The organism is Streptomyces sp. NPDC048288 (genome assembly GCF_043201555.1).
In the GTDB taxonomy this organism is placed as follows: Bacteria; Actinomycetota; Actinomycetes; order Streptomycetales; family Streptomycetaceae; genus Streptomyces.
In genome coordinates this window covers 16,315-31,210 of record NZ_JBICZD010000025.1, presented here as the reverse complement: position 1 = coordinate 31,210, position 14,896 = coordinate 16,315, and the positions used below count along the sequence as shown (strand labels likewise).

Genomic DNA, 14,896 nt, shown 5'->3' with positions numbered 1-14,896 from the left:
CGGCGGGATCCGCAAGCTATGCCCTCGGCCCGTGCACGCTCACGACAGCGCACCTTTCACCAGCGCAAACCGCGACCGGCCCCGCGGGTTCGGGCCCGCGGGGCCTTTCCGGCGGCCGGGGCGGTCAGGCGCCCGCCGGGCCGCGTGCCTTGCGGGCCGCCCTGGCGAGGTCGAGGTCGGTGGTCTCGGGGGCGAGGAACTGGGAGACCAGGCCGCCGAGGGCGAGCACGCCCGCGCCGACGAGCAGGACGAACTCGACGCCGAACCGGTCGAGGCCCATCGGCAGCAGGAAGGTGCCGATGGCCGCGCCGACCCTGCTCATCGCGGTGGCGAAGCCGACGCCGGTGGCGCGCAGCGCGGTGGGGAACACCTCCAGCGGGTAGACGGCGGTGAGCGCGCTGGAGGCCGCGTTGAGGAAGATGAAGAAGAGGAAGCCGCCCACGATGACGGGCGTGGAGTGCGGCCACACCGCGACCAGCGCCAGGCAGCCCGCGGTGATCCAGAACGGCGGGATCAGCAGCCTCCGACGGCCGATGCGGTCCACGACCAGACAGCCGACCGTGACCCCGGCGACCGCGGTGAACGAGTAGACGAGCAGCGCCGCGACCGCGTTGTCCCCCATGTTCAGGGCGTCGAAGACCTGCGTCCAGAAGGTCCCGATGGCGAAGTACGGCAGCACCAGCGCCGCCCAGAAGACGCTCGCGAACACCGTGCTGCGCAGGTGCTCCTTGCTGAACAGCGCCCAGAACCCGGCCTGTCCGGTCGCGCTCCGCTCGTCGAGTTCCGCGTCGACGTCGATCTCGATGCCGTACCGCTCGATCAGCGCCTCGGCCTCCTCCCGGCGCCCCTTGCTCAGCAGCCAGCGGGCCGACTCGGGGATGCCGCCCCGCAGCGACACGCACACCACGGCGATGACCGCGCTGCTGGCCAGGGACCAGCGCCAGCCGCCGTCGACGTCCGCGAACAGCGCGCCGACGACCGTGGCCAGCGCGTAGCCGACGTACCAGCTGATCTCCAGGCTGGCCAGCAGCCGGCCGCGGCCCTGTCTCGGGGCGTACTCGGAGAGCAGCGGGGCGCCGATGGCGTACTCGCCGCCGATGGCCACGCCCATCAGCAGCCGGATCAGGAAGAGTTGCAGTCCGTCGGTGACGAAGAACTGGAGCACCGAGCCGACCAGGAAGATCAGCATGTCGGCGAGGAACACCGGGCGGCGGCCGAGGCGGTCGGCGAGGCGGCCGAAGAGCGGGCCGCCCACGAAGATGCCGATCAGCGGGGACGCCCCGACCAGGCCCTCCATGAGGGTGGAGAGGTGCAGATCGGCGGTGAGGGCGGTCATCGCCATGCCGATGCCGCCGATGATGTAGCCGTCGATGCCCTCGCCTATCTGGGTGGCGAGCTTCAACTTCGTGTGCAGGCGGCGGCGTTCACGGGCGCGGTCGGCGGGCACCTCCGGGGTGCCGGGCGGTTGCTGGGTCGCAGGCGTCATTGCCATGAGCGGTCCTTGGGGTGAGCGGGTGAGCGGGTGAGCGGGTGTGGGCGAGCGGGGACGGGCAGCGGTTCGGGAGGGGTTCAGAGGGGTTCAGAGGGGCCAGTCGAGGGCGATGTACTGCGTCTCCAGGAAGGCCTCGATGCCTTCGCGGCCGCCTTCCCGGCCGAGGCCGGACTGCTTGACGCCGCCGAAGGGCGCGGCCGGGTCGGACAGCAGGCCGCGGTTGACGCCGACCATGCCGGCCTGCAGACGTTCGGCGACGCGCAGCGCGCGGCCGACGTCACGGGAGTAGACGTAGGAGGCCAGGCCGTGGACGGTGGCGTTGGCGCGGGCCAGCATCTCGTCCTCGTCGGTGAAGGTGGTCAGCGGCGCGACGGGGCCGAAGACCTCCTCGTGCAGGATGCGGGCGTCGTCGGGGACGTCGGTGAGGACGGTCGCGGGGTGGAAGTGGCCGGGTCCGTCCGGGACTTGGCCCTGCGCGGCGACGCGGGCACCGCGCGCCAGCGCGTCGTCGACCAGGGAACGGATCTTGTCCACGGCCGCCCGGTTGATCATCGGGCCGAGGGTGACGCCCTCCGCCATGCCCGGCCCGACGCGTACGGCGGCCATGGCGGCGCCGAACTTCTCGGTGAACTCCTCGGCCACGGAGGCGTGGACGTAGAACCGGTTGGCGGCGATGCAGACCTCGCCGCCGCCGCGCATCTTGGCGTCCATCGCCCCGCGCACGGCGGCGTCGACGTCGGCGTCCGCGCACACCACGAAGGGGGCGTTGCCGCCCAGTTCCATGGTGACGTTGACGACGTTCGCCGCGGCCTGCTCCAGGAGCAGCCTGCCGGTGGCGGTGGAGCCGGTGAAGGAGAACTTGCGGACCCGTTCGTCGCCGAGCCAGACGGAGACGACCTCGGGGGCGCGGTCGGTGGGCAGGACGTTCACCAGGCCCGCGGGCAGGCCCGCTTCGGTGAGCAGCGCGGCGACGGCGAGCGCGGTGAGCGGGGTCTCGGGGGCGGGCTTGAGCAGCACCGGGCAGCCGGCCGCGAGCGCCGGGGCGATCTTGCGGGTGGCCATGGCGGCCGGGAAGTTCCAGGGGGTGACGAACGCCGAGACACCGACGGGGTGTCTGCGCACGACGTGCCGGTAGCCGCCGGCCGGGGCGTCCCCGAAGGAGGAGCCGATCCGGACCGCCTCCTCGGCGAACCAGCGGAAGAACTCGGCGGCGTAGCCGACCTCGGCCACCGCGTCCCGGTGGGCCTTGCCGTTCTCCCGCACGATGAGCCGGGCCAGGGTGCCGGTGTGCTCGCGCATCAGCTCGAAGGTGTCGTGCAGGATCTCCGAACGGCGCCGGGCCGGTGTCGCCCGCCAGCCGGCCGCGGCCGCCTGCGCCGCCTCGACCGCCGCCCGGGCGTCCTCGGGTCCCGCCGCGGACACCTCCCTGACCGGTTCGCCGGTGGCCGGGTCGGACACGGGGTAGGTCCGCCCGTCGGCGGCCGGGAGCCAGCGGCCGCCGAGGAACACATCGCCTTCCGCGAGCGGCGCCTTGGCCAGGAGGTCGATGCCGGCGAGGTTCATGAGCTGCTCTTTTCTCCGTTTCGGACGGTGCTCGTCCGATGCGCGGTGAATTTACGAGCGCGTCATGGGGCCGACAAGGCAACCTCGGCGGATCGCAATGGGGGTTGCTGTGAGGGCAACTCCCCGATCTTGGGCGGGAGTCCGTCCCGCGCCCCGGCGCTCAGGTGAGGCGCGCCCTGGTGAGCGGGGTGTGCCGGGGCTCCCAGCCCAGCAGCGACGACACCCGCGCCGCCGCCCGGGCCGTCGTCCGCCCCGCCTCGTCCAGGCGCTCGCCCAGCCGGGCCTTCGGGGCGGAGATGTTGATCGCGGCGACGACCCGCCCCCGGAAGTCCCTGACCGGCGCCGACACCCCGACCAGCCCCTCCTCGAACTCCTCGCTCACCCGCGCGTAGCCCCGCCGCCGGGCGTCCTGGATGAGCGACCACAGGTCCTGGACCGGCATCTCGCCGCTGGTCCCGAAGCGCACGTACAGCTCGTCGGGGGTCGCGTCGGCGAGCAGCACCCGCCCCGCCGAGAGCCGCCAGGCGGGCACCCCGCGCCCCTCCCAGCCGTGCACGCGGAAGGAGTGCCCGGAGACCGAGAGCAGGGTGAGGACGTCACGGTCGCTGAGCACGCACAGGTGGCTGGTCTCCTCCAGGTCCGCGGACAGGGCGTGCATGACCGGCTCGGCCACCCGTACCAGGCGGCTCTCTGAGGTGCGGGCGACCAGCGAGAACAGCCGCCAGCCGAGGCGGTACTCCAGGGTGTCCGGGTCGCGCTCGACGATGCCCTCGGCGGCCAGCGCCTTCAGCGCCCGGGAGATCTGGGTCTTCTCCCGGCCCACCAGCTGGGCCAGGCGTACGACGCCGAGGCCGCCGGCGTCCTGGGCCTCGTCGGAGGCGAGGGCTTCGAGGAGGTCGATGTCGCGGCGCAGGCCGTGGCCGCGGGAGGCCGCGGAGGAGTCGGTCACCGGGTCATCGTATGCACGGAGAAGGGCGGTGGAACCCCCAGGTCAGCGCCGAAGTTGTCAGCAGAGCAACCGGCATTTCGATTCCCGTCACCGCCTTGCGAGGGGGTGGTGACGGACCTAGATTCGCCGCATCGGGCCGGATGAACTGCGCGGTATGCGAGCTTTGCGCTCACCTCGTGGTCGCCCCGGCCCGCTGCCGCCACCCGCTCCCGGAGTTCCAGGAGAACCCATGCCATCGCCCTTCGCCCCGACCGCGCTCATCGGCGAGTCCTTCGTCGGTGCGGGCGCCGATGCCGCGCACACGAACCTCGTGATCGGACGCAAGGGCGGCCCGGTAGAGACCGCGTGGGCGACGGCGCTGGCCACCCCGAGCGCCGGCCATGTGCCGTTCGTGACGGTGCTGCGGCCGTCCGTGCCGGTGAAGCCGCTGACCCTGTTCGTGACCAAGGCCGCCGCGGTTGGCGACCTGCACGAGCGCGCGACCTGGGGTTCCGCCCAGGCCGGGCTCGCGCAGGGGATCGCGGACGCGGTGGCGGACGGGCTGATCCCGGCGGCGGACGCAGACGACCTGCTGATCGTCGCCGCGGTGTGGGTCAACCCCGCGGTCGGCGACCTGGACGCCTCCTTCCAGAACCAGCGCGCCGCCGCGTACGGCGCGGTGCGGGCCGCGGTGACCGGTACGCCGACCGTCTCCGACGTGCTGGCGGCCGCGCAGGAGGGCCCGGCCAACCCGTTCTACACGCCGACCCCCGAGGTGCTCGCCCGATGAAGATCACCGACATCACCCTGGACCGGCTGCGGCTGGAGCTGGACCCGCCGTTCCGGGCCGCCTGGGACCCGGAGCCGCGCCGTGCCTTCGACGCGACGATCGTGCGCGTCCACACCGACGAGGGCATCACCGGCATCGGCTCCGGCGACCTGATGGACGGCTTCGAGACCTACAAGCACCTGTTCGTCGGCGAGGACCCGCTCGACATCACCCGCCATGTCCGGGCGATCGAGACCGCCAACTTCCACGGCGCGCACTACTGGCCGCTGGAGGCCGCGCTCTGGGACGTCATCGGCAAGGTGCACGGCCGCCCGGTGGCCGAACTCTTCGGCAACGCGGCGAAGAAGCTGCCCGCCTACGCCTCCTCGGGCGAGCTCAAGTCGCCCGAGGAGCGGGTCGAGACCGCCCTGAAGGTGCGCGAGGCCGGTTTCCGCGCCCTGAAGATCCGCATCGACCGCAACCGAATCGACGAGGGCGTCGCCGCCGTGCGCGCGGTGCGCGAGGAACTCGGCCCCGGCTTCGAGATCATGGTCGACCTCAACCAGTCCTGGCGGATGGCCGGCGACACGGCGAACGCCTCCGACCTGGCCGGGACCCGCAGGACCGTGGCCCGCCTCGCCGAACTCGACGTGTTCTGGGTCGAGGAGCCGCTGCCGTACGCGGACCTGAACGGCTTCAAGCGGCTGCGGGCCGAGAACCCGGGGGTGCGGATCGCCGCCGGCGAGATGCACCACTCCCCCACCGAGCTGCTGCGCTACCTCGAAGAGGACGCCCTGGACATCTACCAGATGGACGTGGTGCTGGCGATCGGCATGCACCGCGCCCGCACCCTGGCCGAACTCGCCCAGCTGAAGCACCGTCAGTTCACCCCGCACAGCTGGACCAACGGCATCGGCGTGCTCGCCAACCTCCATGTCGCGGCGGGCGTCGGCGGCGGCCCGTTCTTCGAGTACCCCTACGACCCGCCCGGCTGGACCCCCGAGCGCCGCGACTTCATGCTCGCCGAGCCCGTCCGGGTGAACGCCGAGGGCGACCTGGAGGTCCCGGACCTGCCCGGCCTCGGTATCGAGCTGGACGAGGACGCGATCGACCGCTGGAGGATCAAGTGACGTACCCGATCGAAGAGTTGCTGACGCGGTCGTACGAGGACTGGCAGGCCGCGGCGGGCAAACTCGCCTTCGAGACGCGGCTGTTCATCGACGGCGCCTTCACCGACGCGACCTCCGGCGACTCCTTCACCAGCGTCTCGCCCCGCGACGGCGCGGTACTGGCCCGGGTGGCGGCGGCGGGGGCCGAGGACGTCGACCGGGCGGTACGGTCCGCCCGGGCCGCCTTCGAGGACGGCCGCTGGCGCGACCTCGCGCCGAAGGAACGCAAGCGGATCCTGCTGCGCTGGGCGGAGCTGATCCTCGCGAACGCCGAGGAACTCGCGCTGCTCGACACCCTGGAGATGGGCAAGCCCATCACCGAGTCGGTGCGGATCGACGTGGCCAGGACGGCGGAGACCCTCGCCTGGTACGCCGAGACCATCGACAAGACGTACGACGAGGTGGCCCCGACCCCCGGTGACGCGCTGGCGCTGATCACCCGCGAGCCGCTGGGCGTGATCGGCGCGGTCGTGCCGTGGAACTACGCGCTGCTGATCGCCAGTTGGAAGCTGGGCCCGGCGCTCGCCACCGGCAACAGCGTGGTCCTCAAGCCCGCCGAGCAGACCTCGCTGGCCACGCTCCGGCTCGCGGCGCTGGCCACCGAGGCGGGGCTGCCCGACGGCGTGCTCAATGTCGTCCCGGGCCGGGGCGAGGTCGCCGGTCAGGCGCTCGGCCGGCATCCCGGGGTCGACAAGATCGCCTTCACCGGTTCGGCGGAGGTGGCCCGGCTCTTCCAGGTGTACGCGGGCGAGTCCAACGGCAAGCAGGTCGCCGTGGAGGCGGGCGGCAAGTCGCCGCAGCTCGTGCTGGCCGACGCCGACATCGAGGCGGCCGCGTCCGCCGTGGCCTGGGGGATCTTCTACAACGCGGGGCAGACCTGCAACGCGGGTTCCCGGGTCGTCGTGCACGCCTCGGTCAAGGACGAACTCCTGGACGCGGTACGGCGGATCACCGCCGACACCTTCCGCGTCGGCGACCCACTGGACCCGGCCACCGTGATGGGGCCGATCGTGGACGAGTCCCAACTGGCGAAGATCCTGGGCTACATCGAGCGCGGCACGGCCGACGGGGCGCGGATCCTGCTCGGCGGCGGGCGCACACTCACCGACAGCGGCGGCACCTTCGTCGAACCGACCGTGCTGGACGGCGTGGTGAACACGTCCGCGGTCGGCCAGGAGGAGATCTTCGGCCCGGTGCTGGCCGTCGTGTCGTACGACGGGGACACCGACGAAGGCGTACGGCTCGCGAACGAGAGCGACTTCGGGCTCGTCGCCTCGGTCTGGACCCGGGACGTGACGGTCGCCCACCGCACCGCGAAGCGGCTGCGGGCCGGCACGGTGTGGATCAACACCTTCGACGCCAGTGATGTCATCACCCCGTTCGGCGGCTTCAAGGCCACCGGGGCGGGACGCGACAAGTCGCTGCACGCGCTGGACGCGTACACGGCACTCAAGACCACCTGGATCAACCTGGCCTGAACGGCCCCTCCCCCGCTTCACCTGCTTCCCCCACCTCACCTGGACATAGCGAGGACATCGATGAGGATCGGTTTCATCGGCCTGGGCAACATGGGACGCCACATGGCCCGCCATCTGATCCACGCGGGACACCTGGTCACCGTGCACGACAGCCGGCCCGAGGCCGCCGTGGAGCATCTGGCGCTCGGCGCGCGCTGGGCCGACACCCCGGCCGCGTGCGTGGCCGACGCCGAACTGCTGATCACGATGGTGCCGAACCCGCGCGTCGTGGAGAGCGTGCTGCTGCGCGGCGGGGCCGCCGAGGCGCTGCCCGAGGGCGCCCTGTGGATCGACATGTCGACCTCCACCCCGGCGGTGGCGGACCGGATCGCGGCCGACGTCCTGGACCGGCGCGGGGTGCGCCGCCTGGACGCCCCCGTCAGCGGGATGGCGCGCGGTGCCGAGGCCGGGCGGCTGCAGATATTCGTCGGCGGCGAGGCGGACGACTTCCGGATGTGCCTGCCGGTCCTCGAGGCGATGGGCGACCCCGACAAGGTGCTGCACGTGGGCCCGCTCGGGGCCGGCTACACGGTCAAGCTGATGATCAACCTGCTGTGGTTCACGCATCTCGTCGCCACCTCCGAGGTGCTGGCCATGGGCACCAAGGCGGGCGTGGACCTCGGGGTGCTGCGCGGCTCGCTGCTGGCCAGCCCGGCCGCCTCGCACTTCCTGGAGCAGGACCTGCTCTCCGTGCTGGTCGACGGCGACTACGACGACTCGTTCGCGATGGTCCTGGCCTGCAAGGACCTCGGTCTGGCCGTGGACCTCGGGCGTGACCTGGGCGTCCCCACCGAGCTGTCGGCGCTCGTGGAGCAGATCTACCGCCGTTCCAAGGCGCAACACGGCGATCTGGCCGGGGAGATGAGCCCGGTCCGGCTCTACGAGGCCATGGCCGGGCGGGAGTTCCGGCTGCCGCGCCCGGAGGAGGCCCTGTTGAACACCCCGGTCTGAGCCGGTCCCCGTCGTCCCTCTTTCCTCGCGTCCCCAGGAGCCGTACGCCATGGGCGAGTCCCTCACCAGCCAGCTGACCGTCGACCCCACCTGCCGTATCGAGTTCGGCCCCGGCCGCCTCGCGCACCTCCCGGACCTGGTCTCCTCCCTCGGGGCGAGCCGTGCGTTCGTGGTCACCGACCGCGGGCTGCGGGACGCCGGCATCGTCGGCCGGGTGCTCAAGGTGCTGGACGCGGCGGGCGTCGAGCACGGGGTGTACGACGGGGTCGGCGCCAACCCGTCGACCGGAAACGTCGACGAAGGGGCCGCCCGGGCACGGGAGTTCGGGCCCGCGGTGGTCGTCGCCCTCGGCGGGGGCTCGGTGCTCGACGCGGCCAAGGGCATCTCGCTCCTCGTCGGCAACGCGGACGCGGCGGCGGCCGACGCGGACGCGCTGTGGGAGGCGCTCGACGGGCTGCCGCTGATCGCGATCCCGACCACCTCGGGCACGGGCGCGGAGACCAACGGCTTCGGTGTCGTCGAGGACACCGAAGCCCGTCGCAAGGTGTATCTGGGGCATCCGTCGGTCAAGCCGCGGATCGCGCTGCTCGACCCGGAGCTGACGCTCGGCCTGCCCGCCCGGATCACGGCCGCCACCGGCATCGACGCGCTGGTGCACGGCATCGAGTCGCTGGCCTCGCGGGGCGCGAACCCGGTCTCGGCGGCGTACGCGGCGCAGGCGGTGGCCATGGTCGGCCGCTGGCTGCCCGTCGCCCACGCCGACGGTTCGGACCTGGAGGCCCGCGCCGGGCTGATGCTCGGCGCCCATCTGGCGGGCCAAGCGCTCACCCTGTCCGGGCTGGGTCTCGTGCACGGCATCGGGCACGCCCTGACCGCGCACACCGGCACCCCGCACGGTGTCGCGCTGGCCGCCGTCCTGGAGGAGGTCCTGGAGTTCGGCGCGCCCGCCGCCCGGGACGCCTACGAGCAGACGGCCCGCGCCCTGCGCCTGGACCCGCCCGCCGACGGCGACTGGGCCCGGGCCGCGATCGACGCCGTCCGGAAGATCTCCGGCGCGCTGGGCATCAAGCAGCCCCTGCGCGAACTCGGCGTCCGCCCGGACCTGCTGCGCCCGATCGCCGCGGGCGCGCTGGCGGACGCGGTGACCCGCAACGCCCCGCGGCAGCCGACCGAGGAGCAGATCCTCGGGATCCTCGAAGCGGTGTACTAGACCGGAGTGACGCAGGTGACGCGTGGGGCGACTGCCTCGGGTTCGCCGTCGTCGGCGGTGGCCGAATCCCTATCGGTCGACCGCCACGACCGTTCCGACGCGGCGCTCATATCGGCCAGACAGAACGTGACTGGTTGTCATCATGGAACGCCGTCTGCCCGTCGGGCAATTGCCTGATGGGCAGACGCATGTCCAGACCGGACGGATCCTGTTCGTACTTGAGCCGAATCCCTCCGTGACATGCCGTAATGAGGGCAACTTGCGCCTCATATCGCACAGTCGAAGCGGAATGCAAGGTGCCGCGTTTCAGTCAAAGTCGCGTTGCGATCTTGGCTGAGATCGGTCGATAAGTAGACAATAAATTGGGCGAACGACCTGGGGGAACAAAGAGCCACTGCCCGACGAACCACCTCCGGTTCCGTACCGACCCGGAGGCAGCGCGCAGGAGGGGTTGTGGAACGCTATTTCACTAGTGAGTGGCACGACGGCTTGCGACATCGAGTGCGCGAGTTCGCCGAGCGGGAGGTGCGTCCGCGGATAGCGGAGATGGAGCGTTCGCGGGCCGTGGCCCACGAGCTCTCCGCCCTCATCGCCCGGCAGGGCTGGATCGGCGTCACCATCGGCACCGAGTACGGCGGGATGGGCGCCGGACATCTCGCCAAGACGATCATCATCGAGGAACTTGCCCGCGTCAGCGGCGCCATGGGAGCCATGGTGCAGGCCTCCCAGCTCGGCGTCGCCAAGATCATTCATTTCGGCGACGCACAGCAGAAGAGCACGTGGCTGCCGCGTATCGCCGCGGGCGACTGCCTGCCGACCATCGCCGTCACGGAACCGGAGTCGGGCGGCCATGTGCTGGGCATGGGCAGCACCGCGGTCCGCGACGGCGACGACTACGTCCTCAACGGCCGCAAGGTCTTCGTCGGCAACAGCCATGTCGGCGACCTGCACGGGGTGGTCGTCAGGACCGGCGAGGGATCGAGAGGGCTGTCGGCCTTCCTGGTCGAGGCCGACCGCCCCGGCTTCTCGCTCGGCGAGCACCAGCCGGCCATGGGGCTGCACGGCTTCAGCTTCGGCGAGCTGATCTTCGACAACTGCCGGGTGCCGGCCGCGAACCTGCTCGGCGCGGAGGGCAAGGGCCTGGCCGTCGCCTACTCGTCGAGCATCCTGTACGGCCGGCCCAACCTGACCGCGGTCTCCCTCGGCATCCACCAGGCCGTGTTCGAGGAGACGACCGCCCTGTGCATCGAACGGGAACGCTACGGCGCGCCCCTGGGCGAACTCACCAACATCAAGCTCCGGCTCGGCCGGATGAAGTCGCGGCTGATGACCGCCAGACTGGCCGCCTACCACGCCGTACACCTGCTCGACCAGGGACTGTCCTGCGACACCGAGCTGATGAACGCCAAGCTCCTCAACGTCGAGGCAGCCATCGAGTCCGCCCGTGACGGCATGGAGATCCACGCCGCCAGCGGCCTGTTCACCGACCGCCCGGTGGAGCGCTACCTGCGCGACGCCCATCACATCTACGCGCCCGCAGGCACCTCCGACATCCAGTTGCTGCGCCTGGGCGAGACCGCGCTCGGCACGGCCAAGGGCCAGTGGTCCGAGCGCCTGGCCGACCTCGTGCGCAGCGTGGCGCCGCGGCCGCGCGAAGAGCAGCTGGAACCGGCCGGGCACGCGGGCTGAACCCCCAGCGCGCACCGGCTCAGATCCCTCCCCGCTCCTCCATCTCATGGATACGGTCGACCAGTTGCTGCGCCAGTGACTTGATGGTCGCCAGCCCCTCGCGCCCCCACGGGTGGGTCTCCGTGTCCACCACGCAGATCGTTCCCAGGGCCATCCCGGTCTTCCAGTCGATCAGGGGAGCGCCCATGTACGAGCGGATACCGATCTCGTCCACGACCCGGTTGCCCGCGAACCGCGGGTAGTCGCAGACGTCCTCGAGCACCAGGGCCTTCTTCCGCACGACGACGTGCGGGCAGTAGCCCTGGTCACGTGTCATGGTCCGGCCGACCTGGTTCTCCTGCGGCTCCAGCTGCACCCCGGGCCGGCCGGCCGCGTACAGGCCGGCGAAGTACTGGCGGTTCTCGTCGATGAAGTTGACCATCGAGAACGGTGCGCCGGTGACCTGCGCGAGATTGCGCGCGAACTCGTCGAACTCCGGGATCGGGACGTCGCCGATGCCGAGCTCGCGCAGCCTGGCGACCCGGGCGGGGGCGTCCCGGTCGTCCGGCGTGAGCAGCAGATGGCGGGTCGGGTCGTACTGGGGCGTCTGGTAGGGAACCGGGGCAGACATGCAGGCTCCATTCGGCCGCGCTGAGGATGCCTCAGCGCAGCGGGTCAAGCTCCGCGGGCGGTGTGCCGGGAGTCGAGGCGAGAAGGTGCTGGAGGAGCGCGATCAACACACGCGTTCCGGAGTTGCACTGGCGTGCGTCGCACGCCACCACGGGTACGTCGGGCTTGAGGTCGAGAGCCGAGCGGATCTCGTCGGACGTGTAGCGGTAGGAGCCGTCGAACTCGTTGACGGCGACGATGAATCCGATGCCCCGCCGTTCGAAGAAGTCGACCGCGGCGAAACAGTGGTCCAGCCGGCGGGTGTCGGCGAGCACGACCGCGCCCAGGGCGCCGTTGGACAGCTCGTCCCACATGAACCAGAACCGCTCCTGCCCGGGCGTGCCGAACAGGTACAGGACGTGGTCGCGGTCCAGGGACATCCGGCCGAAGTCCATCGCCACGGTGGTGGTCGACTTCCCCTCGATGCCCACCAGGCTGTCGGTACGGGCGCTGACCTGGGTCAGCAGCTCCTCGGTGCTCAGCGGCTCGATCTCGCTGACAGCTCCTACGAACGTGGTCTTGCCGACCCCGAAGCCACCGGCGATGAGGATCTTCAGCGCGGTGGGAAAGGGGTCAGAGCCGCTTGCGAAGGCCATGCAGCACCGTCTCCAGAAGGTGTCGGTCGGTGGGGGAACCCGCCAGGATGGCGCGCGGGGCACTCGTGGTCACCGCGCGGTGTGTGACGAGGTCGGACAGCAGGACTTTGGTGATGACGGCCGGCAGCTTCAGGTGCGCGGCCACCTCGGCGACGGACAGCGGCACGCCGCACAGGGCCAGCACCTGGTCGTGGTCGGGGCCGAGATAGGTCTTCGGCCGTTCACCCGTCGCCATGACCAGGGTGAGCAGGTCGAACTGCGACGAGGGGCGGGTACGTCCGTTGCTGACGGTGTAGGGCCGGATCAGCCGGCCCGCGTCGTCGTCGAGCCAGGCCCCGTCCTCCGCGTCCGACATGGTCAGCGCCCCGGATCGAGCGACGCGCCGGCCGCCTGCTGCCGGACGGGGGTCGCCAGGTACGGGCGGACGCTCTTGACCAGCATGGCCATCTCGTAGCCCAGCACGGCCGCGTCGGCCTCGCGGTCGGCCAGCACGGCCAGACAGGCGCCCGAGCCGGCCGCGCAGACGAACAGCAGAGCCGTGTCCAGCTCCACCACCACCTGCCGTACGTCGGCACCGTGGGCGAACTGCATGCCCGCGCTGCGCGCCAGCGAGTGGAGACCCGACGCGAGGGCGGCCAGGTGCTCCGCCTCGGCCACTGTTTCGAGCCCGTCGTACGCCTTCGCCAGTCCGTCGGAGGACAGCAGCAGGGCACTGCGGGTGAAGGGGACCCTCTGGATGAGTCCCGACAGGAGCCAGTCGAGGTTCTGCGACTGGCCGGCATGCATGTCGCTCACGGTGGCGTTCTTCTCCTTGTGTTGCGAGTCCAGGGCCTGCATCAGCGAGCGCTGTTGGTGGGGGGCTCGTCGGGTTCGTTGTCGGCGAGGCGGACCCCTCGCTGGAACATGGCCATCAGTCCCGGGTCGTGCTCCGTCTCCTTCTCGTCGCCCGTGCGCACCGCGGGACCGTTGCGCAGTTCGGGCGCCAGGTGCTCCTGGGCGTGGCGCTGCGGGAGCTGCGGCCGGTCGTCGCGGGGCGGGCCGCCGAGCTGGGGAGCGGGTACGTACGCCGGCGGCGCTCCGGCGCCGTGGCCGTACTGCTGCGGCGCGGGCGCCGGTCCGGCCGCGGTCTGCGTCTGCGCCGGCGGCAGCGGCTGGCGCAGGGCCTGCGGCGGGGCCACGGGGCGTCCGTGGGAGGCCTGCGCGGGCGGCTGCGGGACCGAGGGCATCCGGGCCTGCTGGGGCAGGTCGGCGACCTGGTACTGGTCGGACGGGCCGTCGGCCTCGTCGCCCAGCAGGGCGCGCGGCACGACCAGGATCGCCTGGACACCGCCGTAGATGTTGCTCTGCAGCCGGACCGCGATGCTGTGCCGGCGGGCCAGCGCGGACACCACGTACAGGCCGATACGGCCGTCGGCGAGCAGCTTGCTGAGGTCGATGTGGTCGGGCTCGGCGAGCAGCGAGTTGATCCGGGTCTGCTCGTCCAGGGGCATGCCCAGACCGCGGTCCTCGACCTCGATGGCGAGCCCGGCGGTCACCCGCTGGGCGCGCAGCAGGACCTGGGTGCCGGGCTCGGAGAACGTCGTGGCGTTCTCGACCAGTTCGGCGAGCAGGTGGATGACGTCGGCGACGGCGTGGCCGCGCAGCGTCCCCTCGATCGGCGGCACCAGCTTGACCCGGGAGTAGTGCTCGACCTCGGCGATCGAGGAGCGCAGCACCTCGGTCAGGGTCACCGGACGGGTCCACTGGCGGCGGGAGACCGAGCCACCGAGCACGGCGACGTTCTCCGCGTGGCGGCGGATACGGGTGGCCAGGTGGTCGACGTGGAACAGGCCCTTGAGCAGCTCCGGGTCCTCGACCTCGTTCTCCAGCTGGTCGAGCATGTTGATGGCCCGGTGGACGAGCGACTGCAGACGCCGGGCGAGGTTGACGAAGACCTCGACCCGCTCCTCGCTCTCCTGCGCACTCGTCGGGGCGTACTGCGCGCGCTGCACCACGGCGGTGCGGGCCTGCCAGAGGGCGACGCTCATCTCGTACCCGAGCGTCCCGAGCCGGTCGTTCCGGGACGGCGCGGGGAGGGTGAACGCGACCTGCTCCACCGGCTCGCCCCGCTCCAGCCGCTGCAGGGCGTCCTGCAGGCCGGCCTGGCTCGCGGTGACGGTACGGCGCAGCGCCGCGTACTGCCGGGACGCCGTCCGGTCCGCCGTGCGGCCGGCCCGCACGGCCGCGGCCAGCACCCCGCAGCCGATCACGGCGCCGACGACGAGCACCGTCCAGGTGGCCGCGTCGGCGGTGCCCCGCTGGGCCTTGAGGACGAAGACGAGCAGGACGGCGGCGAGGACCGCCATGGACAGCGCGGGAAGGACC

At 71.8% G+C, this 14,896-nt stretch carries 14 protein-coding genes; 6 read left to right on the top strand and 8 right to left on the bottom strand.

What is annotated here, in order from left to right; translation table 11 throughout:
• Positions 1-124: 124 nt before the first annotated feature.
• The 3 genes from ACGFZS_RS47940 to ACGFZS_RS47930 form a co-directional block, all read right to left on the bottom strand.
• Positions 125-1,492, bottom strand: coding sequence for an MFS transporter (locus tag ACGFZS_RS47940; protein ID WP_393800522.1), 1,368 nt, complete (start codon positions 1,490-1,492; stop codon positions 125-127).
• Positions 1,493-1,579: 87 nt separating this feature from the next.
• On the bottom strand, positions 1,580-3,055 hold the full coding sequence (locus ACGFZS_RS47935; protein ID WP_393800521.1) for an NAD-dependent succinate-semialdehyde dehydrogenase: 1,476 nt from the start codon (positions 3,053-3,055) through the stop codon (positions 1,580-1,582).
• 160 nt (positions 3,056-3,215) lie between these two features.
• On the bottom strand, positions 3,216-4,004 hold the full coding sequence (locus ACGFZS_RS47930) for an IclR family transcriptional regulator (protein WP_365683092.1): 789 nt from the start codon (positions 4,002-4,004) through the stop codon (positions 3,216-3,218).
• Positions 4,005-4,233: 229 nt separating this feature from the next.
• Here ACGFZS_RS47930 and fae point away from each other — a divergent pair, with 229 nt between their 5' ends.
• The 6 genes from fae to ACGFZS_RS47900 all read left to right on the top strand — a co-directional run bounded on the left by fae (position 4,234) and on the right by ACGFZS_RS47900 (position 11,288).
• A complete protein-coding gene (fae, locus tag ACGFZS_RS47925; protein ID WP_393800520.1) occupies positions 4,234-4,773 on the top strand; it encodes a formaldehyde-activating enzyme in 540 nt (179 codons plus the stop codon).
• On the top strand, positions 4,770-5,882 hold the full coding sequence (locus ACGFZS_RS47920) for a mandelate racemase/muconate lactonizing enzyme family protein (protein ID WP_365683088.1): 1,113 nt from the start codon (positions 4,770-4,772) through the stop codon (positions 5,880-5,882). Before fae ends, ACGFZS_RS47920 begins: the two co-directional genes overlap by 4 nt.
• Positions 5,879-7,399, top strand: coding sequence for an aldehyde dehydrogenase (locus ACGFZS_RS47915; protein ID WP_393800519.1), 1,521 nt, complete (start codon positions 5,879-5,881; stop codon positions 7,397-7,399). The genes ACGFZS_RS47920 and ACGFZS_RS47915 overlap by 4 nt, the downstream gene beginning before the upstream one ends.
• A 60-nt stretch (positions 7,400-7,459) precedes the next feature.
• Positions 7,460-8,389 (top strand): NAD(P)-dependent oxidoreductase, encoded by a 930-nt coding sequence (locus ACGFZS_RS47910; protein ID WP_393800518.1) that lies wholly within the window; start codon positions 7,460-7,462, stop codon positions 8,387-8,389.
• Between the two features lie 49 nt (positions 8,390-8,438).
• Positions 8,439-9,599: an iron-containing alcohol dehydrogenase family protein gene (locus tag ACGFZS_RS47905; protein ID WP_393800517.1), complete on the top strand. Its 1,161-nt coding sequence runs from the start codon at positions 8,439-8,441 to the stop codon at positions 9,597-9,599.
• Positions 9,600-10,052: 453 nt separating this feature from the next.
• Positions 10,053-11,288: an acyl-CoA dehydrogenase family protein gene (locus ACGFZS_RS47900; protein WP_393800516.1), complete on the top strand. Its 1,236-nt coding sequence runs from the start codon at positions 10,053-10,055 to the stop codon at positions 11,286-11,288.
• 19 nt (positions 11,289-11,307) lie between these two features.
• Here the strand turns inward: ACGFZS_RS47900 and ACGFZS_RS47895 are convergent, their stop codons facing one another.
• The 5 genes from ACGFZS_RS47895 to ACGFZS_RS47875 are packed head-to-tail and all read right to left on the bottom strand — an operon-like array spanning position 11,308 to position 14,877.
• A complete protein-coding gene (locus tag ACGFZS_RS47895; protein WP_355717982.1) occupies positions 11,308-11,898 on the bottom strand; it encodes a GAF domain-containing protein in 591 nt (196 codons plus the stop codon).
• A gap of 31 nt (positions 11,899-11,929) precedes the next feature.
• Complete coding sequence (locus ACGFZS_RS47890) at positions 11,930-12,532, bottom strand: ATP/GTP-binding protein (RefSeq protein WP_359222917.1); 603 nt, start codon at positions 12,530-12,532, stop codon at positions 11,930-11,932.
• Positions 12,510-12,887, bottom strand: a complete 378-nt coding sequence (locus tag ACGFZS_RS47885; protein WP_359222915.1) for a DUF742 domain-containing protein — start codon at positions 12,885-12,887, stop codon at positions 12,510-12,512. Before ACGFZS_RS47885 ends, ACGFZS_RS47890 begins: the two co-directional genes overlap by 23 nt.
• A gap of 2 nt (positions 12,888-12,889) precedes the next feature.
• Positions 12,890-13,318, bottom strand: a complete 429-nt coding sequence (locus ACGFZS_RS47880) for a roadblock/LC7 domain-containing protein (RefSeq protein ID WP_365683989.1) — start codon at positions 13,316-13,318, stop codon at positions 12,890-12,892.
• Positions 13,319-13,368: 50 nt separating this feature from the next.
• On the bottom strand, positions 13,369-14,877 hold the full coding sequence (locus ACGFZS_RS47875; RefSeq protein WP_393800515.1) for an ATP-binding protein: 1,509 nt from the start codon (positions 14,875-14,877) through the stop codon (positions 13,369-13,371).
• Positions 14,878-14,896 lie beyond the last annotated feature (19 nt).

What these genes read in the sequence shown, in the direction of transcription:
- ACGFZS_RS47910 (WP_393800518.1), top strand. Translation starts at nt 7,460, where the DNA reads ATGAGGATCGGTTTCATCGGCCTGGGCAACATGGGACGCCACATGGCC.
- ACGFZS_RS47875 (WP_393800515.1), bottom strand. Translation starts at nt 14,877, where the DNA reads ATGGCGGTCCTCGCCGCCGTCCTGCTCGTCTTCGTCCTCAAGGCCCAG.
- ACGFZS_RS47880 (WP_365683989.1), bottom strand. Translation starts at nt 13,318, where the DNA reads ATGCATGCCGGCCAGTCGCAGAACCTCGACTGGCTCCTGTCGGGACTC.
- ACGFZS_RS47940 (WP_393800522.1), bottom strand. Translation starts at nt 1,492, where the DNA reads ATGGCAATGACGCCTGCGACCCAGCAACCGCCCGGCACCCCGGAGGTG.
- ACGFZS_RS47935 (WP_393800521.1), bottom strand. Translation starts at nt 3,055, where the DNA reads ATGAACCTCGCCGGCATCGACCTCCTGGCCAAGGCGCCGCTCGCGGAA.
- ACGFZS_RS47920 (WP_365683088.1), top strand. Translation starts at nt 4,770, where the DNA reads ATGAAGATCACCGACATCACCCTGGACCGGCTGCGGCTGGAGCTGGAC.
- ACGFZS_RS47885 (WP_359222915.1), bottom strand. Translation starts at nt 12,887, where the DNA reads ATGTCGGACGCGGAGGACGGGGCCTGGCTCGACGACGACGCGGGCCGG.
- ACGFZS_RS47905 (WP_393800517.1), top strand. Translation starts at nt 8,439, where the DNA reads ATGGGCGAGTCCCTCACCAGCCAGCTGACCGTCGACCCCACCTGCCGT.
- ACGFZS_RS47895 (WP_355717982.1), bottom strand. Translation starts at nt 11,898, where the DNA reads ATGTCTGCCCCGGTTCCCTACCAGACGCCCCAGTACGACCCGACCCGC.
- ACGFZS_RS47890 (WP_359222917.1), bottom strand. Translation starts at nt 12,532, where the DNA reads ATGGCCTTCGCAAGCGGCTCTGACCCCTTTCCCACCGCGCTGAAGATC.
- fae (WP_393800520.1), top strand. Translation starts at nt 4,234, where the DNA reads ATGCCATCGCCCTTCGCCCCGACCGCGCTCATCGGCGAGTCCTTCGTC.